This window comes from Yeguia hominis (genome assembly GCF_014384705.1).
GTDB lineage: Bacteria > Bacillota > Clostridia > Oscillospirales > Acutalibacteraceae > Yeguia > Yeguia hominis.
This window is the reverse complement of record NZ_JACRSN010000004.1, coordinates 80,789-106,822: the sequence shown is the minus strand read 5'-3', so window position 1 is coordinate 106,822 and position 26,034 is coordinate 80,789. Positions and strand designations below refer to the sequence as shown.

At 57.4% G+C, this 26,034-nt stretch carries 18 protein-coding genes; 9 read left to right on the top strand and 9 right to left on the bottom strand.

What is annotated here, in order from left to right; genetic code table 11:
- Window positions 1-1,442 precede the first annotated feature (1,442 nt).
- The 5 genes from IAG03_RS03985 to IAG03_RS03965 are packed head-to-tail and all read right to left on the bottom strand — an operon-like array spanning window position 1,443 to window position 8,115.
- Window positions 1,443-3,773, bottom strand: a complete 2,331-nt coding sequence (locus tag IAG03_RS03985) for an ABC transporter substrate-binding protein (protein ID WP_249318521.1) — start codon at window positions 3,771-3,773, stop codon at window positions 1,443-1,445.
- Window positions 3,774-3,785: 12 nt separating this feature from the next.
- Window positions 3,786-4,802 (bottom strand): ABC transporter permease, encoded by a 1,017-nt coding sequence (locus tag IAG03_RS03980; RefSeq protein WP_249318520.1) that lies wholly within the window; start codon window positions 4,800-4,802, stop codon window positions 3,786-3,788.
- A gap of 18 nt (window positions 4,803-4,820) precedes the next feature.
- On the bottom strand, window positions 4,821-6,290 hold the full coding sequence (locus IAG03_RS03975) for an efflux RND transporter periplasmic adaptor subunit (RefSeq protein ID WP_249318519.1): 1,470 nt from the start codon (window positions 6,288-6,290) through the stop codon (window positions 4,821-4,823).
- A gap of 38 nt (window positions 6,291-6,328) precedes the next feature.
- The gene (locus IAG03_RS03970) at window positions 6,329-7,231 is read right to left on the bottom strand and encodes a carbohydrate ABC transporter permease (protein ID WP_249318518.1); all 903 of its coding nucleotides are present in this window, start codon (window positions 7,229-7,231) and stop codon (window positions 6,329-6,331) included.
- Window positions 7,228-8,115, bottom strand: coding sequence for a carbohydrate ABC transporter permease (locus IAG03_RS03965; RefSeq protein ID WP_249318517.1), 888 nt, complete (start codon window positions 8,113-8,115; stop codon window positions 7,228-7,230). Before IAG03_RS03965 ends, IAG03_RS03970 begins: the two co-directional genes overlap by 4 nt.
- 795 nt (window positions 8,116-8,910) lie before the next feature.
- Here IAG03_RS03965 and ligA point away from each other — a divergent pair.
- The 9 genes from ligA to IAG03_RS03920 all read left to right on the top strand — a co-directional run bounded on the left by ligA (window position 8,911) and on the right by IAG03_RS03920 (window position 19,663).
- Window positions 8,911-10,917 carry an NAD-dependent DNA ligase LigA gene (gene ligA / locus IAG03_RS03960; RefSeq protein ID WP_249318516.1) on the top strand — a complete coding sequence of 669 codons (2,007 nt, stop codon included), beginning with the start codon at window positions 8,911-8,913 and terminating at the stop codon, window positions 10,915-10,917.
- Entirely contained in the window at window positions 10,914-12,563 is a 1,650-nt protein-coding gene (locus IAG03_RS03955; RefSeq protein ID WP_249318515.1) for a ribulokinase, read from the top strand. The genes ligA and IAG03_RS03955 overlap by 4 nt, the downstream gene beginning before the upstream one ends.
- Window positions 12,564-12,830: 267 nt before the next feature.
- Window positions 12,831-13,079, top strand: coding sequence for a TM1266 family iron-only hydrogenase system putative regulator (locus tag IAG03_RS03950; protein ID WP_249318514.1), 249 nt, complete (start codon window positions 12,831-12,833; stop codon window positions 13,077-13,079).
- A gap of 5 nt (window positions 13,080-13,084) precedes the next feature.
- A complete protein-coding gene (hydE, locus tag IAG03_RS03945) occupies window positions 13,085-14,122 on the top strand; it encodes a [FeFe] hydrogenase H-cluster radical SAM maturase HydE (protein ID WP_249318513.1) in 1,038 nt (345 codons plus the stop codon).
- Window positions 14,123-14,776: 654 nt separating this feature from the next.
- Window positions 14,777-16,201 (top strand): [FeFe] hydrogenase H-cluster radical SAM maturase HydG, encoded by a 1,425-nt coding sequence (gene hydG / locus IAG03_RS03940; protein WP_249318512.1) that lies wholly within the window; start codon window positions 14,777-14,779, stop codon window positions 16,199-16,201.
- A 15-nt stretch (window positions 16,202-16,216) separates the two neighbouring features.
- Complete coding sequence (hydF, locus tag IAG03_RS03935) at window positions 16,217-17,440, top strand: [FeFe] hydrogenase H-cluster maturation GTPase HydF (protein ID WP_249318511.1); 1,224 nt, start codon at window positions 16,217-16,219, stop codon at window positions 17,438-17,440.
- 1,035 nt (window positions 17,441-18,475) lie between these two features.
- On the top strand, window positions 18,476-18,889 hold the full coding sequence (locus IAG03_RS03930; RefSeq protein ID WP_249318510.1) for a Fur family transcriptional regulator: 414 nt from the start codon (window positions 18,476-18,478) through the stop codon (window positions 18,887-18,889).
- A 59-nt stretch (window positions 18,890-18,948) separates the two neighbouring features.
- A complete protein-coding gene (locus IAG03_RS03925; RefSeq protein WP_249318509.1) occupies window positions 18,949-19,491 on the top strand; it encodes a ferritin family protein in 543 nt (180 codons plus the stop codon).
- A gap of 19 nt (window positions 19,492-19,510) precedes the next feature.
- Window positions 19,511-19,663: a rubredoxin gene (locus IAG03_RS03920; protein WP_249318508.1), complete on the top strand. Its 153-nt coding sequence runs from the start codon at window positions 19,511-19,513 to the stop codon at window positions 19,661-19,663.
- Between the two features lie 369 nt (window positions 19,664-20,032).
- Here IAG03_RS03920 and IAG03_RS03915 read toward each other — a convergent pair whose 3' ends face one another.
- The 4 genes from IAG03_RS03915 to IAG03_RS03900 form a co-directional block, all read right to left on the bottom strand.
- The gene (locus IAG03_RS03915; protein ID WP_249318507.1) at window positions 20,033-20,785 is read right to left on the bottom strand and encodes an AAA family ATPase; all 753 of its coding nucleotides are present in this window, start codon (window positions 20,783-20,785) and stop codon (window positions 20,033-20,035) included.
- A 68-nt stretch (window positions 20,786-20,853) separates the two neighbouring features.
- On the bottom strand, window positions 20,854-22,287 hold the full coding sequence (locus tag IAG03_RS03910; protein WP_249318506.1) for an esterase/lipase family protein: 1,434 nt from the start codon (window positions 22,285-22,287) through the stop codon (window positions 20,854-20,856).
- Between the two features lie 539 nt (window positions 22,288-22,826).
- On the bottom strand, window positions 22,827-23,672 hold the full coding sequence (locus IAG03_RS03905; RefSeq protein ID WP_249318505.1) for a glycyl-radical enzyme activating protein: 846 nt from the start codon (window positions 23,670-23,672) through the stop codon (window positions 22,827-22,829).
- A 48-nt stretch (window positions 23,673-23,720) separates the two neighbouring features.
- Window positions 23,721-25,766 carry a pyruvate formate lyase family protein gene (locus IAG03_RS03900; RefSeq protein ID WP_249318504.1) on the bottom strand — a complete coding sequence of 682 codons (2,046 nt, stop codon included), beginning with the start codon at window positions 25,764-25,766 and terminating at the stop codon, window positions 23,721-23,723.
- Between the last annotated feature and the right edge of the window lie 268 nt (window positions 25,767-26,034).

The window sequence follows — 26,034 nt, the reverse complement described above, 5'->3', positions numbered from 1 at the left end:
CACCAAAGACTGCGCCGCGGTTTCTTGCTTGGCGGGTGTTCGCACGTTATGCCGGCGGCGTTCGTGCCGCGAGATAGTGCGCCGGGCATTCAGTCCCGCCAAAACGCGGGGCGCAGAACGCGAAACGCGCGACAGACTGCGGCGGGATGCCGCAATTTTTTATGGAACGGAAAGCGCCGTTTGCGGCACAGCGCAGCCTTTCGGACGTTGCGGCCAACATTTGGAAATCCGCAATGACTCCCAATATGCACAAAACCGGTACTTCGGTTTATACGTTGCGTGTTCCGGCATGTTTTTGCGCAGATTCAGGGGGCTCCACTGCGCAAAAACGCCTTGACGGAAGGCCGTCAGCCGCAGAACACGTTGCTGCATTTAATTGTGTTCGGGCATGTGCCGCAAAACAGTCTCATTATACCAGGTTTTCTCTGTCAATACCAGAAAAAACCGCAAAATTCGGGAAAATCCGCGTCGTGCGCAGACAAAAGCCGTTTTGCGCAGAAAAATACCCGCCTGTGCCGGGCATTCCGGTGCAGGCGGGGGCCAGTGTGTTTCGTGCGTTTTACGCCGAAGCGTTTTGTGTTCCGGCGCGGGTTTGTGCCATGCGCAATACGCAATTTACGTGCCGTGTCGCCGATCTTATCAGCCTTTTAGAAAAGAGCACAGAGACATTGCCGCAGAGGGCGGAACCACCGGCGGACAAATATGCTCCGCGCCAGTGGCCGTTTGAAAGACTTGCGCCGCAATTGCGTGGGGAACAGCACCGGCCTCTCCACGTGCCGTCCGAACGGTCTCTTGCCTCGGCGTTTTGTGCCCAGCGGGCTCTGTTCGCGATCTGACCGCATCGGTGCGTTCGCATCCGAACGACCCTGTTCCGGGCGTGCATGCTCCGGGGAGCCCTGTTCGATCCGTTTCGATTTGCGGCAGGGTTCAGTCCGGCGCATTCCGCACCCGGCGGTTTTTTTGTGCCGGACACCTTGCCGACTGTGCCGCAGGAATGCGTTACGCGCCCGGTTTTATAACGCGCCGCGCATTTCATACTGCCCAGCGCATCGTGCCCAAATGCATGCGCACCCGGCTTTACTTTGTGCCGCGCCGCGCACCGCGCTCGATTTGCGTGCCGCAATCGCTTTTGACAAGAACGACCCTGTTCCGGGCGTGCATGCTCCGGGGCGTTCTGTTCGATCCGTTCCGATTTGCGGCAGGGTTCAGTCCGGTGTACCCAGCTGCCCCGTGCGGGCGTGTGGACTGCACTTCTGCGGCATGGAGTACTTTTCCGGTGCTTTTCCGTTCCGCTTGGCGGGCAATTGGGCGGGGCCGGTGCCGCGCCTGCGCATGCAAAAGCCGTTTTGCGCAGAAAAGTACCCCGCCTGTGCCGGGCATTCCGGTGCAGGCGGGGAGCTGTGGATTTTTTTGTTTTACGCCGATATTCCGTGCCCCGGCGGTCAGCGGTTCTCGCTGACGTAAATCTGGACGCGGTTTTGAATGATTTTGGCGGTTTCGTCCGCGCTCTTTTTGCCGGCATAGTAGGCGGAGGCCTCCTCTTTGATGATGTCGAGGACGCTCCTGTCATAGCGCATGACCTGGCTGACCGATTCGATGAAGGTCTTGAGCGCGTCAACGGATTGCTGGTCGATCTGGCCAATATTTCCCATTCCGGCAGCCTCTGCCGGTTCTACCTTGGAGGCGGCTGAGCCGATGAACGTCTCATCGCTGGATTCCGGTTCCTTCATGGCGTTTTCCGCAAGTTTGTCGATCTGCGAGCGCTTAATCGGCCACTGATAGGAGAGGGCGGACTGATACTCGTCGCCGAGGAAATACTTGATGAACTGCCATGCGCCGTCCGGATTTTTGGACTTTGCCGACATGGCGAGTTCGAGGCTGCTTGTGATGAGCGAGCCCTGCTTCGAGGCGCTCGGGTAGCCGACTAAGGTGATGTCATCGCCGAAGGTCACTTTTTTCAGCTGCCAGTAATCGTCAAAGGAGTAGATGCTGGTCGACTGCAGGTAGGCGCGGTCGTCCCGGCAGGCGGTTTCCATGTCCTTCCAGAAGGACTCGTCGACATTGTCCCAGTCCACGCTGTCCCAGATGCTCTCGTTGCTGAAGGTGTTGGTGAATTCGAGCAGCTTGACAAATTCCGGACTGTCAAACGAGCATTTTCCGGTCTGGCTGTCGATAAAGTCATTTTTGGTCATCATGCAGGCCAGCTGCAAAAGGTCGTCGCGGGTCATGTCGTAGAACAGGCGCGCGTCCTTCGGAAGCTTGTCGATGAGCGCGTTGAGATCGTCCATCGTCCAGCCCGGTTCGGTTCCGACGTATTTGCTCTTTCCGGCGATCGTATAGATGCCGAAGGAAGGAATGATCGAGTAGAGCTTGCCGTCCACGGTGGTTGCCGCAAGCACGTTTTCAAGGTAATCCTCGCGCTTGATGTCCGAATCCGCGTTCAAATACTGGTTCAGATCCGCAAACAGCCCCTTGGCGCTGTAGCTGTCAAACGGCATATCCGAAGAAACGAGCAGAATGTCGGGAATATTGCCGGACGCGATATCGTTGTTGAGCATCGTGGTTGCCCGGTCATAGTCCTCCTCGGTGTTGTAGGTGGAGTAGTCCTTGACCGTGATCCGGTACTGGTCGCTTGTTTTGTTGAAGTTCACAACCGCCATCTGGATGTCGTAATTGATATAGGAGGCGGCGAGCGTCAGAATGGATTTCTCCTTGAGGTCCTTGGGATCGACCCAGTCGAGCCGGATGATTTCCGTCTTTCCGGCGTCATCGTGATAGCTGTTGGAAACAAGATAGAGCTCCTTCTCGGAAGCGATGGTCACGCGGGAGGTATCGATGTTGCTGATGTTGAGATCGGAGTTGATCCAGTTGACGAGTTCCGTCGATTTTTTGCTGGAAAGGTCATACTGCATCAGAGAGCTGCTGTTGTCGTAATAGAGATTTCCGTCGTCTCCGCCGAACATATTATAGATGTAGTTCGAGACCTCGTCACCGACTTCGTATTCCTTGCCGAGCTGTTTTGCGGCGTTGTCAAGCGCCTGAATGCGCATTTTTGTCTCGTTTTCTTCCTGCCAGAATACGAGCACCTTGCCGTCCGGGCCTTTGGTAAGGCGGTTGATATAGCCCGTCACCGAGACAGAATACAGCTGCGTCGCGTTGGAATCATAGGCGAAAATCTGATTGTTTGAGGCGAGATAGAAGTTGCCGTCGTTGTCGCCCACAAAATATTGCGGATACATCGCGTTTTCGGTGTCGTTGTTGTTCGTAAAGAGCGGGACGCTTGCCAGTTCGTTGCCTTCCAGGTCGACCTTCTTGTAGGTGTATTTATCCTCGTAGTTGTCGGTCTTTTCGTCGTAAGTGTACTCATTGAGGAGATAGGAAATGGTGAGATCCGGGTTCAACATCGTGCTGCTGATGTAGCTGCCCTCCGGAGGTGTCGCGAGCTTTTGCGGCTTGCCCTGTGTGCCGTCCGTGCCCACCGTGCAGAGCATGAGCGTCATCTGGACGGGCTTTACGTCGTCTTCATCCGGTTTTGCGTCGGAAACATCCTCATAGGCGCTGCCGAGCGCATAGAGCGTCCCGTCGCGGTAGTAGAGCGTATCGACATTGGTCATTTCCTCCGGCAGTTCAATGGAGGTCTGCTTGTAAACGTGGTCGTATTTCGCCGTGCTGCTGCCGGAATCGGAACGCTTGCACGCCGAGAGCGGCGTCAGCACGAAGAGCACCGCGAGCAGTGCGGTAAGTACCGCGCGAAGAAAGGTGTGTTTTTTCATCTTAACGTCTCCTTATCGTTTAAAATGTTTGGGGACAAGCTTTCCCCCAAGCGCTTTGAGATCCTGTTTGAAGATCAGGAACGCGATGACCAGCGCGATGAGGCTGAGCGCAAGCGCCGCAAGCTCTCCGAAGAGAAACAGCGCGCAGCGGTCCTGGATCACAACGGCAATGTTTTCCCAATAGGGATACTGGATGGTGTCGAGCCGCATCGAGCGGTTCCCGATGGATTTGAGCCGTTCCCAGAGATTCGGGATCGAAAACCGCGCGGAGTTTTCGACGGCTTCGGCCGAAAAGCCCGCGTCCGAAAGTCCCTTTGCGACAAGCTCCTTTCCGAATCCGGTGACCGGACTCGGCAGAATCGCCTCATAGCAGGTGATCTTGCGTTCCGGAAGCATCTCCGCAAGCGCGGAATAGGATAAATAGAGGTGCGGCTTTTTGCCGTAGGAGGCCGCAAACAGGGCATTGTCCTCCGGCTGGGTGACGGCCGCAACGAGGAAGGGCTTGCCGCCAATTGTTATGCGCTGTCCGGCAACGTCGGAAGAGCCGAAAAACTGCCAGGCAAGGTTCTCGTCGATCACAACCCGGTCGTGCATGAGCTCCTCTTCCGAAAAATAATATCCGGAGAGCAGGGGGATCGGGTGGAAGAAGAAAAACTCGCCGCCGACGGCCGTTGCGCTGACTTTGACGGAATTGCCGCCGTTTTCGGCAGTGAGGGTCGTTTCGGTGCTGTAGGCATCAATCCAGAGGCGGGCGCTGTCGTTTGCCGGCTTTAAGGAAGCGGTCTCAAGCTCCAGGTCGAGACCGCGGCGAAGCTCCGTGATGGAATCGGCCGAAAGCCCGGCGTCCTCAGAGAGATAGCACGAAACTTGGGAATAGACGGTCTCGTCGCCCTGCCAGACCTTGTTGCGGAACTGGCCGGTCTGGGCAGCCGCCAGCTGCAGCCGAACGGCCATCAGGACAAAGAACAAAATAAGAAAGCACGCAAAAATACAGAGAATGGCGATTTTTCTGCCAGTATGTTGTTTCATAGACATCGCCGTCCCTCATCAGGATTCCATGAGCCGGACCTGGTCGCCCGGTTCGAGCGGTTTGGTGGAGGTGGTAATGACAAAATCGCTGCCGCTGAGCGCGCCCGAAATAGCGGTGGTTGTCTCGTCGCTTGCGAGCACCTGGACATCGACGCGCGTTGCGAGATACCGGTTTCCGAGCGGCGTGGACTTGGCCGTGACGATCAGCACGAATTTGCCGTTGTTATCTTCGTGCAGCGCGCTGTTCGGGACAAGAATGTCATAATCGGTCCCGCGTTCGCCGAGCACAAAGTTGAGGGTTTCGCCGACTTCGACGTTGCCGTCGACCGCAACGGTCACAAGCTTGCTCTTTCCGGGGTTATCCGGATCGTTTTTGACGCTCTCGACCTTTGCCTTAACGTCGGAATCCCAGTAATACTGGATGCTGGCTTCGTCGCCCGGATTGACCCGCTTGGCCTGCTCCGGCGTCAGGGGGAACGTCGCGGAATAGCCCTTTCCGCTGAGCTGAATCTGGGCAAGCGGCGTGCCGGCTTCGACGGTCTCTCCGCTGGCGCAGCTGATCGAGCGCACGGTGCCGTCCATTTTCGCGGTGACCTTCGCGTCGACCGCTTTGCTCTTGAGCTTGTTGACGGTTTCCTGCTGCCTGTCGACGCTCTTTTTCAGCGCTTCGAGGTCAATATTGCTGATCGCCTGATTGCGGCTGTCCTCTTCTTTTTGCACGCGGAGCGCATTGCGCAGGCTTTCCACCTGGCGCTCCAGCGTCTTGATCGCTTCATCCGCCTGCTCCTCCGTCAGACCCGCCGCAGCCTCTGCGGATGCCTGGGCCTCTGTGGCGGCGTCGAGGGTATCCTGCGCGTCAGAAAGCTCTGCGGTGAGCGCGCCGAGCTTTTTTTCGGCGTCCGGCGGCAGGTTTCCGTTTTCATCGGGCGTCCGCAGGGCTTCGATCTTCTTGTTCAGCTCGTCGACCTTGCGCTGCGCCTTCTTGACGGCCAGCTTGGCGTCTGTGAGCGCCTGCTGTTTTTCGGGGATCGCGGCCTTGTTTTGTCTGGCTTTCTGCAGGTCTTCTTCGGCGTTGGCAATTTCAATTTCCTGTGCGGAATAGTCCGGCGTCGCAGTCAGCTGCGCTTTTTTGAGCTGGCTCTGCAGATCCTCAAGGCTTGCCTGGGCTTCTTTGAGTTCGCTGCTTTCGGCGTCCTCGAGCAAAAACAGCACGTCGCCCTTTTTGACCGTATCGCCGTTTTTGACGCTCACGCTTTTGATAGTTCGGCTCTCGCTGAGCACGACCTCGTAGTTTTCGTTTGCCTCTACGGTGCCGGAGGCCCGGATCTTCGAGGTGACTGTGCCGGAAGCGGGGTACTGCGCGGCGACCTCCGGCAGCGAATAATTGAGAATGGTGTTGGAAAAAAACGTCAGCAGGAGCATGACGGCAAGGAAGATGATGATGGCGTTTTTTATCCAGGCGCGTTTTTTCAGGACTTTTTCATTCATATTCTAACGACCCTCCATAACAAGGTTTCCATTGTACATTAGCCTTTGATTCCGCCGGAATAGGAAATTCCGTCGATGAGATAATCTTCGCTGTAAAGAAACAAAAGCAGCGGCGGAACCATATATATGGTCGCGACGGCAAAGGCAAGCCCGATGTCGCCGGCGTTAATCTTCGAGAGAAATACCGAGAGTGGATGCATCTCCGGGTCCGAGAGCAGAATCAGCGGCTGCTCCACCATGTTCCAATAGTCGATGAACACGAGAATGGCAACCGAATAAATGACGCTTTTGCACAGCGGGATATACACGCTGGAGAAGATTTTCCATTCCCCGGCGCCGTCCAGCTTGGCCGCCTCTGTCATGGCGGAGGGAATCCGCCGCATGAATTTCGTCAAAATAAAGACGCTGAACGGGGAGAAGATGCCGGGCAGGATGATGGCCCACCAGGTGTCGAGAAGATGGAGCCACTGTGCGACGAGGAAGTTCGGCACCAGCGTGACCTGATAGGGCATCAGCATCAAAATGATGTAGACGAAAAAGACGGCGCTGCGGAATTTTCCGGTGAACCGGGCAAAGCAGTAAGAAGCGCCGAGCGCCACGCAGATCTGGAAGATTGTGATGGGGACGACCAGAATCACGGAGTTCCAGAATTTGAGCAGATAAGCGGGACTTTTGACGAACGCGGTGATATACTGGGAAAAGCTGACCTGATCCGGGATGAACTTTAAATTCACCTTTTCGGCGATATAGGTCTTGTTGACGGTGCCGGCGCTGCCGAAAATCACGCCGTAGTTCGCGGAAATCTCCGTCGATTCCATAAAGGAATTGGTGACGGTCAAAACAATCGGCAGCAAAAATCCGACGGCGATGACCGTGAGAATGACCACGGCGGCGGCGATGTAGATCCGGTGCGCCGCTTTTCTCGATAACTGGGTTTTCATTCTTCGACACTCCCTCCAATCCGGTCATCCGCAAAGAGCAGCGCGCCGATAATCAGCGCCATGATCAGGCAGATCACAATCGCTGCGCTGGAGAGCTTCTGATAGTCAAGCGACTGAAAGGTGTTGTTCATAAAGTGCTGGAGCAGATAGAGGCTGTCATAGGGATAGTCTCCGGTCAGCAGATACACCTCGCGGAACACCTTAAAGGAATTGATGAGGGACAGAATCGCGACAAAGACGATGCTGGAGGAAAGAAACGGCAGCTTGATGCGGAAGAACTTCGCAAACGGCCCGGCGCCTTCCATGGTGGCGGTTTCGAGCAGGTCTTTCGGAATGTTGCTGAGCGCCGCCATGAAGAGGATCATGTTGTATCCGATGTTTTTCCAGAGAAAGAGCACGACAACCACGATGGGGCTGTAGTCGGATTTGAGCCAGTCGATCGGGGCCGCGCCGAGCGCCTGCAAAAGATCGTTGAGCGCGCCGTTTAAATGAAACAGCACCTGCCAGATCAGCACAACCGAAGCGACCGGAACCATCAGCGGGCTTAAGAAAATGGTGCGATACTGGCTCCGGAAGGGAACGCCGGCGTCCAGCACAATGGAAAGACACAGCGGAATCACCGCCGCAAGCGGGACGACAATCGCCGAAAAGAGCGCCGTGTTGCGCAGCGCAAGCTGGAACGCGCTGTTCCGGAGCGTGTTGGCATAATTATCGAAAAAGACAAATTCGCAGTTGATCGGGTTATCGACAAACGAATAAAAAATCACGACAAAAAAGGGAAGCACAAAAAAGAGCAGCATGCCGCCGAGGCTCGGCAGCAGAAAAAGCAGCGTCTGCCGCCGCTCTTTTCGCAGTGCGGCGGAAACAGATTTGGATGAATTCATAGCGAACGCCTCATTCTTTCATCGGACTTTTTGGCCAGACGGATCTTACGAATCTTAGGATCGGTCTTTTCTTAATAATCGGTCTTGAATCGGTCTTGTTTACAATGAAGACCGTGACAAAGGAGACCGGCAGGAATCGAGTTCTTTTGTGCGGATGCAGAAAGGAATCCGCACTTTGCCGGCATTGGCTCGACGTGCGCCCTGCACAGCCTTGCCGCTGAAAGTGCAGCTGCTCCGCACACAATACCCGGCTTCGGCACAAAATGTTGCGCGTGCGGAAGCTTCTGCGCAAAAAATATGGGACTGCGGGCGCGCAGGGCGGGTCTCCTGTTTGATGATACCACACTCTCATTGGGAGGATCAATTGAAAACGCGGGATTTAAGAAAGCTTTAAGAAATGAGACGTGCCTTGCCGGAAGGTTGCCCGCACAGTGCTTTTTTGCGTTTCGGCGGGTGCGAACGCATGCACCGGCAGGGTGCGGCCGCCGGCCTTTTGAATCGGGTTTCTTTGCCGAAAACCGGGAAACGCATTGCGCGCCGCCCTTGGGAAATGCTATACTATAAAAAAATGCCGTCGGCGCCGGCGGAGAAGAAAATTTGCGGATGCGGGTTCCATGACCGCCAGGATAGGGGCCTGCCGCCCTTTTTCATCCGGACGCAAAAGATTTTGCGGTTCGGCCGGACAACCCGGTTCCCCGGCGATCGGATGTGCAGGCGTCCGTTTTTTATCAAGTCTTGATATGGAAGGATCGAATCCGTTTGATTTTATTTTATTAGGAAAGGCTGTGTTCTGTCTTGCAGAAAGAGGAAGCCCGGCTTCGGATTGAAGCGCTCACAAAAGAATTACGATATCACAACGAAAAATATTACGTCGAGGATGCGCCGGAGATCGACGACTTTACCTACGACCGAATGTATCGGGAACTCGAGACGCTGGAAGCGCAGTTTCCGGAGCTGCGCACGCCGGATTCCCCGACCCAGAAGGTCGGCGGCCCGGCGCGCAACACCTTTGCGCCGGTTGCGCATGAGGTGCCGCTGGAGAGCCTGCACGATTCCTTTTCCGAGGACGAATTGCGGGATTTTGACCGCCGGGTGCGCGAAACCGCGCCGGACATCGAATATGTGGTGGAGCCGAAGTTCGACGGGCTTTCGGTTGCGCTGGAATACCGAAACGGCGTCTATGTGCGGGGCTCTACGCGCGGAGATGGCCTGACCGGCGAGGATGTCACGGAAAATATCCGGTCCATCCGTTCGGTGCCCAAAACGCTCTCGCGTCCCATTCCGTTCCTTGAGGTGCGCGGGGAGGTCTACATGTCGAACGAGTCGTTCCTGCGCTTTTGTGAGATGCAGGAGGACCTCGAAAAGCCGATCCCGAAGAATCCGCGCAATGCGGCGGCCGGGTCTCTGCGCCAGAAGGACAGCCGCGTGACCGCACAGCGGCAGCTCGACATATTTGTGTTCAACATCCAGCGCATCGAGGGCGAGACGGTCTCCCGCCACGACGAGTCCCTGGAGCTGCTCCGGTCGCTCGGATTTTCCGTTCCGCCGTTTTACCGCACCTGCCGCGAAATCGACGAGGCCATCGCGGAGATCCGCAAGATCGGGGAGATGCGCGGCACGCTGCCCTACGCCATCGACGGCGCGGTCGTAAAGGTCAATGCGTTTGCCGCCCGGGCAGCGCTCGGCAGCACGGCGAAGTTTCCGCGCTGGGCGGAGGCGTTTAAGTATCCGCCGGAGGAAAAAGAGACGACCCTTCTCGAGATTGAAATCAACGTCGGACGGACCGGCGTTCTGACGCCGACGGGCGTGTTTGAGCCGGTGCTGCTTGCCGGAACGACCGTCAGCCGCGCGACGCTGCACAATCAGGATTTTATCGCGGAAAAGGGCATCTGCGTCGGCGATCGGGTCATCCTGCGCAAAGCCGGCGAGATCATCCCGGAGGTTGTCGCAGTCAAGGCGCATGCGCCCGGCGGCGTGCCGTTCCGGATTCCGGAAGTTTGTCCCTCCTGCGGCAACCGGACGTCGCGCGAAGAAGGCCAGGCCGCTGTGCGCTGCACGAATCCCGAATGTCCCGCTCAGCTTCTGCGGCATCTGATTCATTTTGCCTCGCGCGATGCGATGGACATTGACGGACTCGGTCCGGCGGTGCTCGAACAGCTTGTCGCAGCCGGAAAGCTGCATTCGCCGGCCGATCTCTACGCGCTGACGCGGGAAGAGCTCTCCGGCCTGGAACGCATGGGCGAAAAGAGCGCCGAAAACCTGATCGCGGCGCTCGAAACCTCCAAACAAAACCCGGTCTGGCGCCTGATCTTTGCGCTGGGCATTCCCCATATCGGGCAGAAGGCCGCAAAGCTGCTCTGTGCAAAATTCGGCGGCATCGACGAGATCCTGGCGGCCAGCGCAGAGGAGATCGCCGCCATCGACGGCTACGGCGAAATCATGGCGCAGGCAGCGACGCAGTTCTTTTCGCTCTCCGGCACGCGGCACCTGATCGGGCGGCTGCGGGAAGCGGGGCTGACCCTTTCCGGAGAGCCGGAAGCATCGGGCGAAGGGCGTTTTTCCGGCATGACCTTTGTTCTGACCGGCACGCTGCCGCACCTGGCGCGCAGCGAGGCGGCGGCGATCATTGAGCGGCTCGGCGGCAAGGCCGCGTCCTCGGTCTCGAAAAAGACGACGTATGTGGTGGCCGGAGAGGCGGCGGGCAGCAAGCTGACCAAAGCGGAAAGCCTCGGGATTCCGGTGCTGGACGAAGCCGCGCTGCTGCAGATGGCCGGAGAAAGCTTGGAGGCGGAAGCTCTATGAGAACGTATGCAATCGGCGTCGATTTCGGAACGGATTCCGCCCGCGCGGCGGTCGTGGAAAGCCGGACGGGCGCGCTGCTTGGAAGCGGCGCCGCGGAATATCCGCGCTGGAAGGCCCAGTGCTGCTGCGACCCGGCAAACCAGATTTTCCGCCAGCACCCGCAGGATTTTCTCGACGCGCTGGTGTCCTGCGTCCGGCAGGCGCTGGAGGCATCCGGTAAGGATGCATGCCGGCGGGTTTGCGGGATCGCCGTCGATACAACCGGCTCGACGCCTGCGCCGGTCGACGCGGACGGCGTGCCGCTGGCAATGTACCCGGAGTTTTCCGAAAATCCGGATGCGATGTTCTGGCTGTGGAAGGATCATTCTGCCGTACAGGAAGCCAAAGAACTCGACGCAGCCCTGGCAAAGGGCGGCGCGGTCGATTATACACAGTATCAGGGCGTGTATTCCTCGGAGTGGTACTGGGCAAAGCTGCTGCGCGCACTCCGGAACGGAACCGGCATCCGGGAACGGCTGTGCTCCTGGGTGGAGCACAGCGACTGGATCCCGGGTGTCCTGACCGGCAACACCCGGCCGCAGACGCTGCACCGCAACGCCTGTGCAGCCGGCCACAAGGCGCTCTGGCATTCCGCGTTCGGCGGGCTGCCGGATGCGGCGCGGCTTTCTATGCTGGATCCCGATCTTTGCCGAATCGCCCAAACTTTCCGCGCGCCGGAAGCCGCCGGGACGGCAATTGGGACGCTCTGCAGCGAATGGGCCGACCGGCTGGGGCTTCTGCCGGATACGGTGGTCGGCACCGGCTCTTTTGACGCGCACGCCGGTGCGGTCGGCGCCGGGATTGCGCCGGGCACGCTGGTCAAGGTGCTGGGAACCTCGACGGTGGATCTGTTGGTGACCCGTCCGGAGCTGCTGAAGGGAAAACGGCTCGGGACCATCTGCGGACAGGCGGAACAGTCCATTCTGCCCGGCTATGTCGGTGTAGAGGCGGGACAGGCTGCGTTCGGCGACCTGTTTTCCTGGTATCGGCGGCTGCTTTCCTGGCCGCTTGCACAGGACTTTGCGCGGCCTTGGATTTCCGAAACAGCGGCGGCAGAACTCAGCGCGGCGCTGCTTTCCCAGCTTGACCGGGCGGCACAGACCGCGCCGTGGGATCCGCACCTCCTGACGCTCGACTGGTTTGCGGGCCGCCGGTATCCGGGGATTGACGAGACGGCCACCGGCGCGATGTTCGGGCTGACGCTCAGCAGCAGCGCGGTGCAGGTGTATCAGTCGCTTGCGCTCTCGGCGGTGTTCGGATCCCGCCGGATTTTCGATTCGTTCCTGCAAAACGGGCTTTCCGTCTCGGAAATTTATGCACTCGGCGGCATTGCGGGGAAATCTCCGTTTGTGATGCAGCTGATGGCGGATGTCCTGGCAAGACCGATCCGGATCTGCGCCGCGCCGCAGGCCTGTGCGCTCGGCGCCGCGATGGCGGCGGCAACGGCTGCGGGCTGTTATGCTTCGCTTTCGGACGCGCAGACGGGCATGTCCGCCGGGTTTTCCAAAATCTATACGCCTTCGGAGAGCCGGCACGCCGTTTTGGAGCCGTATTACCGGCGATATTGCAGCGCGGCGCGGAAAATGGAAGAAGAAGGTCGATTCTAAAAATAAGAATTGTTCTTAAAATTCAAAAATTGACTTGCCAAAAAGCAAAAAATGCGGTATACTACAGATAAAGAACCAGCAAGCTGACCGGGCAGGGTGTTTCCGACCGGAAAGCGGACGGGTTTTCTAAAAATGCAGACACGACACTGACACAGAAGGAATTTCCTGCGTGGAAGGCGCCCGCAAATCCGGGATTTTTTGAGCGCGCTCCAGCAGTGGAGCGCGCTTTTTTGCAGTTTCGTGTAAATCTTGAAAGGGGAAGATTCGATGCAGGACACCAGAGTTGCCATGATCGGCATTATTGTGGAGGATTATGCTTCTGCGGATGCGCTCAACGAAATCCTGCACCAGTACGGCAAGTATATTATCGGCCGGATGGGGATTCCCTACCGGGCGAAAAACATTAACATCATCAGCGTCGCAGTCGATGCGCCGTCGGATGTCATCAGCGCGCTTTCCGGCAAACTCGGCATGCTGCCGGGGGTCAGCTCCAAAGCGGTCTATTCGAAGGTGTGAAGCCGATGGATATCTTGCTAAAACGCCTCATGGAAGGCGGCTCCCTCACAAGGGAAGACTGGATTACGCTCATCGCTGACAGTACGCCGGAAACAGATCAGCTGCTGTTCGAGATGGCGCGCGCCGTGCGGCACCGGCACTACGGGCGGGATGTTTACATCCGCGGTCTGATTGAAATTTCCAACTACTGTAAAAATGACTGTTTGTACTGCGGGATCCGGCGCAGCAACCCGCACGCGGAACGCTACCGGATGCCGGAATCGGACATTCTCTTGTGCTGCGAAACCGGCTATCGGCTCGGCTTTCGGACCTTTGTCCTGCAGGGCGGGGAAGACCCCTATTTTACGGACGACCGCGTGGTGTCGATCGTCTCCGCAATCAAGCGCAGCTATCCGGACTGCGCCGTGACGCTCTCTCTGGGGGAAAAAGAGCCGGAAAGCTACGCGCGTTTCCGCGAAGCCGGCGCCGATCGGTATCTGCTCCGGCACGAGACCGCCAACCGGACGCACTATGCGCGGCTGCACCCGCCGGAACTTTCTTTTACCCACAGACAGGACTGCCTTCGGACGCTCAAGACGCTCGGGTACAGTGTCGGCGCCGGGTTTATGGTGGGTTCGCCCGGACAGACAGCGGAATGTCTGGCTGACGACATGCTGTTTTTGCAGGAATTAAAGCCGCAGATGGTCGGAATCGGCCCGTTTTTGCCGCACCACGACACGCCGTTTGCCAAAGAACCCGCCGGTTCGCTGGAGCTTTCTCTCCGGATGCTGGCGCTGACAAGGCTGCTGCTGCCGAAGGTGCTGCTGCCCGCTACGACGGCGCTGGGAAGCGTCGACCCGACCGGGCGCGTCCGCGGGATTCTGGCCGGTGCGAATGTCGTGATGCCGAATCTTTCTCCGGAGAAGAACCGCGGGAAATATCTGCTCTATGACGGCAAGGCTGCTGTCGGGCTGGAGGCCGCCGAAAGCCTCGAGCGCCTGAAGCAGCAGATGGCGTCCGCCGGCTATCGGGTGGTTGTCGGCCGCGGGGATCCTGCGGTTTAACGGAAGCCTGCGGAAAGCCCATGAGCCCTGCGCGCCGCCGCACTTTGAAAAAGTGCTGCCGGACGCCGCCGGGGCGGCGTCCGGCCCGGCTGGAAAAGCGGCGCTTTTCCAGCGCGGCGCGCAGGGAAGCTTCCCGTCAGCCGATTGCGGGCGCGGACCGAAGAGGCTTTCGGATCCTACGGGCGCTGCGTTTTCGCAAAGCCATGAAATTCCGCATTGCCGGAACCCGGAATAAGCCGCATTTGCACAGAAAGCTTGCGTGTTCTGTCCGGCGTTTCGCCTGCACAAGCCCTTTCCTCCGCTTACAGGCAGTCCCCGAAAATCGGGTTTGCCGCAATGCGGCTGCAATGGAACCGTTCCGAATTTCCTTTGCCGAAACGCGCCGCTGCTTCGGCTGCAGGCGCAGAAAAGCTGAGGCCGCAAAAAAGGACCCTCTCAATTTTCGTAAAGTGAATTTTCGAAAACGAAAAAAGAACCTGCGCTTTGCTGTAAAACTACCGAAACCGTCCTTTCTAATTGACCTGTTCGGCAGCGAAAGCTGTTACGATGAAACGTGCCCGGAAAAAACCAAAAAGAATCCATCGATCAAATTCATGAAATAATCTGACAGGAAAGGCGCGTGCCGCCTGACCGGAAAGAAAAGGAGAAATCACCATGCCGAAGTATGACGCAAAATCCATGAAAGCCGAAGAATTTATCAATCACGAGGAAATTTTGGACACGCTGGCTTATGCGAAAGCAAACGCCCAAAATGCGGAGCTGATCGATTCCATCCTCGAAAAAGCCCGTCTGCGCAAGGGCCTTTCCCACCGCGAAGCGTCCGTTTTGCTGGCCTGTGAGCTTGAGGACCGCAACCAGGCGATCTATGGACTTGCGGAACAGATCAAAAAGGACTTTTACGGCAACCGAATCGTGATGTTCGCGCCGCTCTACCTCTCCAATTACTGCGTCAACGGATGCGTGTACTGTCCGTACCACGCCAAAAATAAACATATTCCGCGGAAAAAACTTACGCAGGAGGAAGTCCGCCGGGAGGTCATCGCGCTGCAGGACATGGGGCATAAGCGGCTTGCTATCGAGGCGGGCGAGGATCCGGTCCATAATCCGATCGAATATATCCTTGACTGCATCAACACGATTTACAGCATCAAGCACAAAAACGGTGCAATCCGCCGGGTGAACGTCAATATCGCCGCCACCACCGTTGAAAATTACCGCAAGCTGCGCGATGCCGGAATCGGCACCTACATCCTTTTTCAGGAGACCTATCATAAAGAAAGCTACGAAAAGCTGCATCCGACCGGACCGAAGCACAATTATTGCTACCACACCGAGGCCATGGACCGCGCGATGCAGGGCGGCATCGACGATGTCGGCATCGGCGTGCTGTTCGGACTGGAGCTGTACCGGTATGAGTTCGCCGGTCTGCTCATGCATGCAGAGCATCTCGAGGCCGCGTTCGGCGTCGGTCCGCATACGATCAGCGTTCCGCGCATCCGGCAGGCGGATGATATCGATCCCTCGACGTTCGATAACGGCATCGATGACGATACCTTTGCGAAGATTGTCGCGTGCATCCGCGTGGCGGTGCCGTATACCGGCATGATTATTTCCACCCGTGAGAGCCAGAAATGCCGCGAGCGCGTGCTGCATCTCGGTGTTTCCCAGATCAGCGGCGGTTCAAGAACGAGCGTCGGCGGCTATGACGAGCCGGAGCCGGAGGAGGAATCCTCGGCGCAGTTTGAGGTGGAGGACCGCCGGACACTCGACGAGGTTGTGCGCTGGCTGATGCAGCTGGGATATATCCCGAGCTTCTGCACCGCCTGCTACCGTGAAGGCCGAACCGGCGACCGGTTCATGAGCCTGTGCAAGAGCGGCCAGATCCAGAACTGCTGTCACCCGAACGCGCTGATGACGCTCAAGGAATACCTCATGGACTATGCTTCTCCGGAGACCAGAAAGATCGGCGAAGCCCTGATCGGCCAGGAGGTTTTCAATGTGCCGAAGGAAAAGGTGCGGGCGATTGTGCTGAAAAATCTCAAGGATATCGAATTCGGAAGCCGCGATTTCCGGTTCTAAAAAGGAGGGTTTGCCATGAGCTTAAATCATACGCCTTCTGCAGAGCGCGTGCATATCGGCTTTTTCGGACGCCGGAATGCGGGCAAATCGAGCGTCGTGAACGCAGTGACCGGACAAAATCTCGCCATTGTTTCGGCTGTCAAGGGGACGACGACGGATCCGGTCTATAAAGCGATGGAGCTGTTGCCGATGGGCCCGGTGATGGTGATTGATACCCCCGGCATCGACGACGAGGGCGGACTCGGCGAATTGCGCGTCCAAAAAAGCCGCCAGGTGATTGCAAAAACCGACGTCGCGGTGCTGGTGGTCGACGCCGAAACCGGTATGGCGCCGGAGGATGAAGCGCTCCTTGAAGCATTCCGCGTAAAGCGCGTCCCGTATCTCATCGCATATAATAAAAGCGATCTGCTTCAGACGCAGCCGCAGATTTCGGACGCCGAGCATGCGGTTCTGGTCAGCGCCAAAACCGGCGAGGGCATCCGGGAACTCAAGGAACGGATTGCCCATCTTTCGGTCTCGGACGCGCCGCAGCGCAGGATTGTCGGCGATTTGCTGTCGCCGTCGGATCTTGTGGTTTTGGTGGTGCCGATCGATTCCGCCGCGCCGAAAGGACGGCTTATTTTGCCGCAGCAGCAGACGATCCGCGATATCCTCGATGCGGACGCGGTGTCGGTTGTGGTGAAGGAAACCGGCCTGCGGGAAGCGCTTGCGTCTCTTTCCAAACCGCCGCGCCTTGTGATTACGGACAGCCAGGCGTTTGCGCAGGTGTCTAAGGATACGCCGCCGGAGATTCCGCTGACGTCGTTTTCGATTCTGTTTGCCCGGTATAAGGGCAATCTCGCGCTTGCGGTGCAGGGCGCCCGCGCAATTGAGACAATTCGGGACGGCAGCCGGATCCTGATCTCCGAAGGCTGTACGCACCACCGGCAGTGCGATGATATCGGCACTGTGAAGCTTCCGCGCTGGATCCGCAAGCATACCGGGTGCGAACCGGAGTTCGTGTTCAGTTCCGGCACGGAGTTTCCGGAGGATCTTTCTTCTTATCAAATGGTCGTCCATTGCGGCGGGTGCATGCTCAATGAACGCGAAATGCAGTCCCGCTTGCAGCGCGCACAGGCGCAGGGCGTCCCGGTGACGAATTACGGGATCCTGATTGCCTATATGACCGGCATCTTAAAACGCAGTGTCGCGCCCTTTCCTGAGATCGCGGCATTGCTTGACAGGCATGACAAGGCCTGACAAAGCGTGTGATGCGCGTGCCTTTTGCATGTGATTTTATGTGCCCGTGTGAATTTGGCCAGTCTGGGATGCTGCCGGACCCGAAGCTGGCTGCGTCCGCACGCCGCGCATCGATACCGCGATTTGGTCGGAATTTGTGTGGCGGCGTGCTGCCGAATCCGTTTAAAATTTGACTTTTCCGGTTTTATGCGGTCTGCTTCGCTGAAAGAAGTTTCGCGCAAGCAGTGCTTTGAAATCTGCCGCCTGCGGCGCCGGAATCCTGTGTCCGGCATGAATTTTAAAAACACGCTTCCATATTCTGTGTTCTGTCAGAAAGCTCCCTCCTTCAGCCGATTCGGCTGTCTGGAGGGAGCTTTTGCGTGGGGGAAGTCTCACACTTTCGATTTTATCGGATGTGCTGCGGCATCCTGTGCTTGGATTCGCGCCGTGAAGCCGGGGATGGTTCTGCGCGCTGGGGTTTCCGGGCCCCGGCGGGCCTCGGCACTTTCCGGCCTCGGCGCTTTCCGGGCTCCGGCGCTTTCCGGGCTCCGGCGCTTTCCGGCCCCGGCACTTTCCGGCCTCGGCGCTTTCCGGGCTCCGGCGCTTTCCGGCTCCGGCACTTTCCGGCCTCGGCGCTTTCCGGTTCCGGCGTTCTCCGGCTCGGGTGTTTTTTAATGCTGGCGTTGACGGCACGTTCCGGCTCCGTGCTCCAGCGCGGCGGCCAGGCACGCCACGCCTTTTGCAAAGCACTTCGGGTTCCCGGTTCTTCCGGCGCGTCTCTTGTGCGGGAGGGCCGTGCCTTTTGTGCTTTGTGCAGATTCCGATGCCGCCGAGCGCTGCTGCCGCCTGCGGCATCCGGCGCTTGGGTTCGCGCCGTGAAGCCGGAGGATGGTTCTGCGCGCTGGGGGGACTTGGTTGCGGCAGAAGGCCTCTTTGCAAAAAACTTTGAAAAATTCAAAAATATTTTTCAAAAAAGACTTTACAAATGCGAAAGCACCCGCTATAATAATAACAGTAATCATTATTGATTACAAAACGCGAAAGGAGACGTTCGGTATGGAGCGGCAAAAGAAATACAGCTACAAACGCGAAGAGATCTACCGCGTGATCTGCTCCACCAAAAGTCATCCGACCGCCGAATGGGTGTATCTGCAGCTCAAACCCAAAATTCCCGATCTGAGCATGGGAACGGTCTACCGCAACCTCGCCGCATTTAAAGCGGAGGGCAAGGTCGCGAGCGTGGGCGTTGTGGCCGGGCAGGAGCGCTTTGACGGAAACGTCCTGCCGCATACGCACTTTGTCTGCGACCGGTGCAGCGCGATGATCGACATCGACGGCGTCGGCTGCGACGAAGGCGCCGTTTCCGAGATCCGAAAGGCATACGGCGCAGAGGCGATCTCCTATCTGCTGACCTTCCACGGCATTTGCAAGGACTGCCTTGCCAAAACGGAATCAACATCCAGTGCATAAGCGGATTTCCGCTTAGAAAATAAAAAATCCAAAATCATATTTTTAAGGAGGATAAGAAAATGAAAAAGTTTGTATGTAAGGTTTGTGGGTATGTCTATGAGGGAGAAAATCCGCCGGCAGCGTGCCCGCAGTGCAAAGCGCCTGCTTCCAGCTTCACAGAGGTTCAGGAAGACAACGCATCCTATGCGACCGAACATGTCGTCGGTATCGCGAAAGACGTCGAAAAGGACGTTTACGAGGGTCTCGTTGCGAACTTCAACGGCGAGTGCTCGGAAGTCGGCATGTATCTCGCGATGAGCCGCGTCGCAGAGCGCGAGGGATATCCGGAGATCGCAGAAGCTTACAAACGCTATGCGTTTGAAGAGGCAGAGCATGCGGCAAAATTCGCAGAGCTGCTCGGCGAGGTCGTAACGCCCTGCACCAAGACGAACCTCAAACTGCGCGCAGAAGCAGAAAAAGGCGCTTGCGCCGGCAAATTTGAGCTTGCCAAACGCGCGAAAGAGCTCGGCTATGATGCGATCCACGACACCGTCCACGAGATGGCGAAGGACGAAGCCCGTCACGGCTGCGGCTTTGCGGGTCTGCTGAAGAGATATTTCTAAGAACCGGGAGGAATTTGTGATGAAATACGCTTGCCCCTGCGGTTATGTTTATGACGAAGTCGCCGGCGATCCCGAGAACGGCATCGCGCCGGGCACCAAATGGGAAGATGTCCCTGCGGATTTTGTCTGCCCGGTCTGCGGACTCGGCAAAGACGCGTTCGAAGCGGAATAACCCGAATCGATTTTAAATATCGAAAAAACCAAAAATTCCCAGATGCCCGCACTTGCGGCATCTGGGAATTTTTTATCGGCTTATATCCGCTTTTTCGGATGCAGCAGAAGTTTCATACAGCAGAAAACGAGGGCATTTTGCTGGAAAACGGCCGCGTTTTACGGTTGTCCCAAAGTAAGAAAATGCGTCTTGCGAAACGGTGTCCTGGTGTCCTCTTGTTTTCGGTCCTGCTGACGAGTTTAGAAAAGCTCGTTCTTTTTTGCCTGTCTGCTCCATATAATATCAATTCGTGCGAAATCCGAGGAAAGAGAGGCAAGAAAAAGCCGGCAGTAATAAAAACGGGGAAACTCAGCGCGCTTTTGAGCCCGGCTAGTCCGGATCAGCAAGCAGCATCGAGAGCATGTGCTCCGGTGCGTTTAAAAATTCACGCGTCAGAATGTAGGGGTCGGTTTGCCGGTAGGGCGTCTTTTGAATGCCCTGTTCCGACAGAACAAAAATCTCCGCGTTCGGGTAGGCGCTCAAAATGGGGGAGTGGGTCGCGATCAGGAATTGCGAGCCTGCGCGCACCAGCGCGTGCAAACGCGAGAGAAACGCAAACTGCTTTTGCGGTGAAAGCGCGGCTTCCGGCTCGTCAAGCAGATAGAGCCCGCCGCCGGCAAACCGATGGAGAAGCAGCGAGAAAAAGCTCTCGCCGTGGGACTGTTCGTGCAGCGATTTTCCGCCGTAGGCATCCAGCAGATGCGGCGCGTATGCCGGAATCTCATCGAGTTCGTCGAGGTAACTGGCCGCGTTGTAAAAGCTCTCCGCGCGCAGAAAATAGCCGTCCCGCGCGCGTCTTGGACCGCGGACCAGATGGAGCTCCTCAGCGAGCGCGGCGTGCGTTTCATTCGTCGAGAAGCAGAAATTCCGGCTGCCGCCCTCCGGATTAAAGCCCGATGCCACGGCAATCGCCTCGAGCAGCGTCGATTTTCCGCTTCCGTTTTCGCCGACAAAAAAGGTGACCGGCGCGGAAAATGAAAGCCCGCCGGATTTTTGCAGCGCCCGGACAACCGGAAGCGCCGCCGTATAATCCTCCGGTGTCCTGGCAAGGCTGATGCGCCTTAAAAAAATGGAATCCTCCATTGTTATGGCTCCTTTCTAAATGAAATGGTTTCTTTCGAAAGCAGGACGCTGTAACACAAAAACGCGTGTCAAAACCCGCGCTTTTTGAGCACGGAAACGATCGAAACATAGGCCTCCTGCACGTCAAATTCCCGATAGTCCTGGCGTTTGAGATCGATGATGTCCCCGTGGGAAATCCCGCGCGCGCGGCAGTTTTGAAACGTGCCCTCGAAATGACCCCATTTTGCAGATTCGACGCTGACAAGCCCGTCGTTTGCGCCTCCCGACGCTTTTGCGAGGAGATAGGGAACCGCGAGCAGCAGATCGCTGTACCAGGCGCGCATCACCGAGGCATAACTTTGATAGTAGACGCCGGGGTCGTCCGGTGTTTCCGCGTTGAATTTCGCACTGTAGGCAGTCGAAAACTGGCGCGTGGCTGTGTAGAAGTCCGGGGATCGATCTCCGAACCGGTGGAAGGTTCGGTCAAAAAGGCCGGCGACAAAGCGGTAAAAACCGTCGGGAAGCTTGCAGGCACTGTCCACGAACCGGCAGCCCCGGTGCGGCGTCGAGATGGTGGTCAGCGAAGCGATATAGGGCGCCATTCCGAGCCGGGAAATCGCATAGCGCGCATCAAGCCCGCCCTTGGAGTGCGCGATGATATTGACCTTTTCGGCGCCGGTTTCCTTTAAAATCGCAAAAATCCGGGCTTTGATGTCGGCGGCGTTGTCAGCGGCGGTGCCGAGGGCTTCCTGATTGCCGTAAAACAGGACCGCGCCGTTCTTTTTGAGCGTTTGCGGGATTCTGCCCCAATAATTCCAGAAACGGAAGTCCCGAAACCCGATGCCGTGTACGAGCAGCAGGGGGTAGCGCGTCGCGCAGAGTGTGTTTTCCGGGCGTGTGCGCAAAAGCGCTTCCTTTTCGCAGAGATAGGCGTATTCCTGGCGGACAATGCGGCACGTGCCGGCGCAGAGAACCAGATTGATGCCGGGAATCCAGAGAAAGAGCGCCGTCAGAACCCGGCGCGTCACGCTCAGCCGGCGGGAAAGGATCAGCACGCGCAAAAGGCCGTTGAAAAACAAAAGCAGGAGCAGCCCGGCGGCGAGTACAAGATCGAAAATCCAGGGCAAAAGGGGCAGCTGCTTTTGCACCATCTTGACGATGACCCAGACGGAAAATCCGGTCTGAAAGACCGAGGCGTAAAGCGAAGCGCCGAGCAGGCGTGCGCCGCCGTTTAACGCGCGCAGGCGGTTGGGAATGTCCGGTTTTGCGCGTGCCGGCACAATCTGCAGGCGAACCCCGAGATAAAGCAGCAGTACCGCAAAAAGAACCCCGCTGAGAATCGGCACAATGCCGGAAAAGTACCCGGCGGCGATGAGCAGCGCATAGATGCCGACCGCGTTCATCGCAATCGGCAGATAAAAGAAAAGACCGACCGGGCGCAGCAGATCGAGTACGCCGGTCGCGTCGAGCAGCAGCAGGCAAAGCGCGCCCAAAGAGACCGCAAGAGAAATCCAGATGTCCATAAAGTCCTCCGGCATGAGACGTTTTCTTCATTTTATCATATCCGGCACAGGATGAAAAGCGGAGACGGACGGGTTCCGAAAAAACGGCGCAAAGCGTCGGAGCGTCCGGTGAAACGCCAAACCGAAAAACGAACCGGAGCGCAAAAAACGCAGACCCGCAATGTGCAGGCCTGCGTTTGGATTGGAAAGAAATTGAGATTTCGGGATTTTTCGCAAAAACGCATCGTTTGGAACCGGTTTTGCCAGCGTGCAGAATCAAAATTTTTCGGGTTCGCGCGATTGGCAAAGCAATACAATTCAGCATACAACGGATTTTCGTCCCGAATACTGCATACTTTTCGGGACAATACATAACGGCATATAACCTGATTGTTTTGATAAGCCCAGAAATTTAAGATGGCAGCACGGCGAAAGTGCTGCGCTGACCGCGCCTGACTCCGCGAAAAGCCGCTCGAGACCGTTCACGCAGGCCTGGAATGCGGCCTGACCCGCAAAAAATCACCGCGCGTCCATGCGCGCATATGCGCGCCGAAAATCCGCTACAAGACGGCGAAGGGGACACCGGCCGCTGCAAACGCCTCGTTTGGAATGCTGGGCTTATAGGAATGGCCGTCAATCTCCGCAAGCTGGAACGGCATTTCGGCCATCGCGTATTTTGCGCCGGTAAAGGGGTTGTAGGGGAGAAATTCCACGCGCTGCAGCGCCTTGGCGCCGGATAGCCGCCGGGCAAGGGCGGAAAGGTTTTCAGCATCGTCGTTGAGGCCCGGAATCAGCGGCATCCGAACCAAAAACGGCTTTTCCTGTCCGATCAGATACGAAAGGTTTGCCTGAATGCGCTCGTTTGGCACGCCGGTCAGCTTTTTATGCACGGCAGAGTCCATGTGCTTGATATCGAGATACACGGTTCCGGCCTTTTCAACGACCGTCTGAAAAATCTCCGGCGTCGTATACCCGCAGGTTTCCACCACCGTGTGGATGCCCGCAAGCCCGTCGAGCAGGGCAAAGAGAAACGTTGGCTGCATGGTCGGTTCTCCGCCGGAAATCGTAACGCCGCCGTCCTCAAAGAACATCGCCTGTTCGCGAAGCTGCGCGACAAGCGTCTCCGAATCCATTTCGTTTCCGGCAATTTTGACGAGCCCCTTGGGGCAGATTTTGGTGCAGCGCGAAAACGGTGCGCATTCCGGATGGCTGCACGGCCGCATGCATTTTCCGCAGTGCAGACAGCCGTTCTGCGGAATCATCAGCTGGGGCTTTACGTCCATGCCTTCCGGGTTGTGACACCACAGGCAGCGGAGCGGACAGCCCTTCAAAAATACAGTCGTCCGGATGCCGGGCCCGTCGTGAACGGTAAATTCCTTAATGTCAAAGACAATGCCTTTTGCCACGAGAATCCTCTTTTCTTTGTGGATTACAGCGGATTGCCGACCGCCCGGTTAAACCACGAATTCCTGACGGGAAATGACGTGATCCTGATATTCCCGGTCAAGCTCCGTAAAGTAGGCGCTCCATCCCCAGACGCGGACAATCAGGTTTTTATAATTTTCCGGCTTGCGCTGTGCGTCGAGCAGCGTTTCGCGGTTGACGGAATTGAGCTGCAGCTGGTGTCCGCCGTGCCGGATAAACTGCTGGACAAGCTGGGCTGCCTTGCGGATGCCGTCCTCTTCGCGGAATACCGTGGAGTGGAATTCCATGGTGACCGGTCCGCCGTTCGGCACCTTTTTAAGATCCGGCTTTGTCAGCGACAGGATCACCGAGAGCGGGCCGCGGTTTTTGACAAAGAGCTCCGGCGCGTAGTTGGCGGAGAACGCCTCGCCTTTCCGGTGGCCGCTGAGCGCATTTCCAACGTCTGCGGCGCACCAGAGATAGAACATTGCAGAGCCGGTGCCCGCGCGGATACAGCCGCCGCGTTCGTTGCGCAGCGGTTCGACCGCGTCGCCGAAATCGGAAAAGACCCGGACGGCGATATCATCGGTCAGCGCGTTTCCGTCGCCGAATTTCGGCTCTTCATAGCGCAGATGGGTCAATAGCACGTCGTCGGTTTCCGCACCGCTGACAATGGCGACGGCCTGCGCTTTGGTGAGCGAATGCTCCTCGAAAATGCACTTTTTGACAACGGCCAGGGAATCGACCGCGGTCGAGATGCCGACACCGTGGAAGCCGAAGTTGTTGTATTTGGCGCCGAGAGAGATATCCCGGCGGCGTTCGATGCAGCCGTCCATGCAGAGGGACATCAGCGGCGCGGGAATCATATAGAGATCATGGATCGAGGCGCTGATCGCTTCGCATTCGCGGAACAGACGTTCCCGGAACGCGCGGTAGAAGGCGTCGTAATCTGCTGCGCCGGAAAGATCTTCGCGCACCGCGTCGCCGACGAGTTTCGGGAAGTTGACGGCGGCGATGTTCGGAATATCCATGCCGACTTTCGGAATGATAAATTCCCAGCAAGCCGCGACCGCGTAGTTGCGGGCGTCTTCGAGATCATAGCCCTTGCGCACAAGGCCCTCGATGACCACGTCGTCGTTTGCGTACTGCGGAAATCCGAGTCCGGCTTTGGTCAGCTGGGTTGCAGTTTCGTAGACTGCAATCGGGGTATTGCGGTTGACGCGCAGGTTGATTTTCGGGTCGATGACCTTCAGCTCCCGGGAGGCTTCAAGGCACAGCTCCGAAAGCAGAGAATAGACCGCCTTGCCGTCTGCGTCCACGCCGCCGAGCATCATGCTCTGGCCGTTGTCGCCCTGCTGGATGCCCGGATACAGGTCGCTGTCCCGGTTAAAGGTGAGGAAAAATTCTTCGAGAAGCTCCAGCGCGGAGTCGCGGTCGAGAAGACCGGCTTTGCGGTCCGCCTCAAAATAGGGGAGCAGATCAAGATCAAAGCGGCCGACCGTGTTGTGGTATTCGCCTTCACACCACAGCGAAAAGTGCAGGATCCGGAAGAACTGCAGTGCTTCCCGGAACGTTTTCGCGCCCTGATGCGGAATGCGCGACAAGCAGTCGGCGGCGATTTCGTTTCCGGCGTCGGCTGCGGCCTTGCGGTAGCGTTCGGAGAAAGCAAGAATCGCGTCGATCGATTCGATGACACAGGTTAGGAACTCCGTCTGCGCGGCATCGGCGCCTTCCAGCATGGAAACCGCCTGCTGACGTTCAAAATCCAGCCCGTTGCGGATCACGCGCGCATAGTCGGGCGAAAGGTTGCAGACACGGCCCTGTTCGTGGATAAAATGGCTTCCGGAAATCTCCGCCCATTCGGATTCCGTGAAAATCGGCGGCAGATTTTTGACCGTGCGGGTCAGGACAATGGCCTCGTCGGGCAGCAAAACCGGCGTTTCTGCGGCGAGAACTTCCTTTAAACGCTCGGTAACGCGCCGGGTCGGGGAGACGCCGGCAAAGGTTTCGGCGCTCTGGAAGGAAACTTCGCGGCGATAGACGTGGTGCGCGCCGCTGCGGACTGCGTGGAGCATCCGGGCAATTCGTTCGGTCATCGGTTCATCATCCTTTTTTCAAACTTTGAGAAGCTGTGCGGTTCCGTTGAACTGTACAGCATTAACGTTAATGTATGGATTTATTTTACAAAATCTCCGATTTGCTGTCAAGAGGAAAATCTGGAACAGGCACAAGCTGTAACAGCCAAGGTTCGAGATCGGAAAGCCTGAAACAAGCTTCGCCGAAGGCAGCCGACAGGGAAGGCCCAAACAGCCGGGTCGGCGGCGGACAAAGCCTGAGACACAAAGCGCAAAACAGACGTGCCGA

What these genes read in the sequence shown, in the direction of transcription:
- IAG03_RS03985 (WP_249318521.1), bottom strand. Translation starts at nt 3,773, where the DNA reads ATGAAAAAACACACCTTTCTTCGCGCGGTACTTACCGCACTGCTCGCG.
- IAG03_RS03980 (WP_249318520.1), bottom strand. Translation starts at nt 4,802, where the DNA reads ATGAAACAACATACTGGCAGAAAAATCGCCATTCTCTGTATTTTTGCG.
- IAG03_RS03975 (WP_249318519.1), bottom strand. Translation starts at nt 6,290, where the DNA reads ATGAATGAAAAAGTCCTGAAAAAACGCGCCTGGATAAAAAACGCCATC.
- IAG03_RS03970 (WP_249318518.1), bottom strand. Translation starts at nt 7,231, where the DNA reads ATGAAAACCCAGTTATCGAGAAAAGCGGCGCACCGGATCTACATCGCC.
- IAG03_RS03965 (WP_249318517.1), bottom strand. Translation starts at nt 8,115, where the DNA reads ATGAATTCATCCAAATCTGTTTCCGCCGCACTGCGAAAAGAGCGGCGG.
- IAG03_RS03955 (WP_249318515.1), top strand. Translation starts at nt 10,914, where the DNA reads ATGAGAACGTATGCAATCGGCGTCGATTTCGGAACGGATTCCGCCCGC.
- IAG03_RS03950 (WP_249318514.1), top strand. Translation starts at nt 12,831, where the DNA reads ATGCAGGACACCAGAGTTGCCATGATCGGCATTATTGTGGAGGATTAT.
- hydE (WP_249318513.1), top strand. Translation starts at nt 13,085, where the DNA reads ATGGATATCTTGCTAAAACGCCTCATGGAAGGCGGCTCCCTCACAAGG.
- hydG (WP_249318512.1), top strand. Translation starts at nt 14,777, where the DNA reads ATGCCGAAGTATGACGCAAAATCCATGAAAGCCGAAGAATTTATCAAT.
- hydF (WP_249318511.1), top strand. Translation starts at nt 16,217, where the DNA reads ATGAGCTTAAATCATACGCCTTCTGCAGAGCGCGTGCATATCGGCTTT.
- IAG03_RS03930 (WP_249318510.1), top strand. Translation starts at nt 18,476, where the DNA reads ATGGAGCGGCAAAAGAAATACAGCTACAAACGCGAAGAGATCTACCGC.
- IAG03_RS03925 (WP_249318509.1), top strand. Translation starts at nt 18,949, where the DNA reads ATGAAAAAGTTTGTATGTAAGGTTTGTGGGTATGTCTATGAGGGAGAA.
- IAG03_RS03920 (WP_249318508.1), top strand. Translation starts at nt 19,511, where the DNA reads ATGAAATACGCTTGCCCCTGCGGTTATGTTTATGACGAAGTCGCCGGC.
- IAG03_RS03915 (WP_249318507.1), bottom strand. Translation starts at nt 20,785, where the DNA reads ATGGAGGATTCCATTTTTTTAAGGCGCATCAGCCTTGCCAGGACACCG.
- IAG03_RS03910 (WP_249318506.1), bottom strand. Translation starts at nt 22,287, where the DNA reads ATGGACATCTGGATTTCTCTTGCGGTCTCTTTGGGCGCGCTTTGCCTG.
- IAG03_RS03900 (WP_249318504.1), bottom strand. Translation starts at nt 25,766, where the DNA reads ATGACCGAACGAATTGCCCGGATGCTCCACGCAGTCCGCAGCGGCGCG.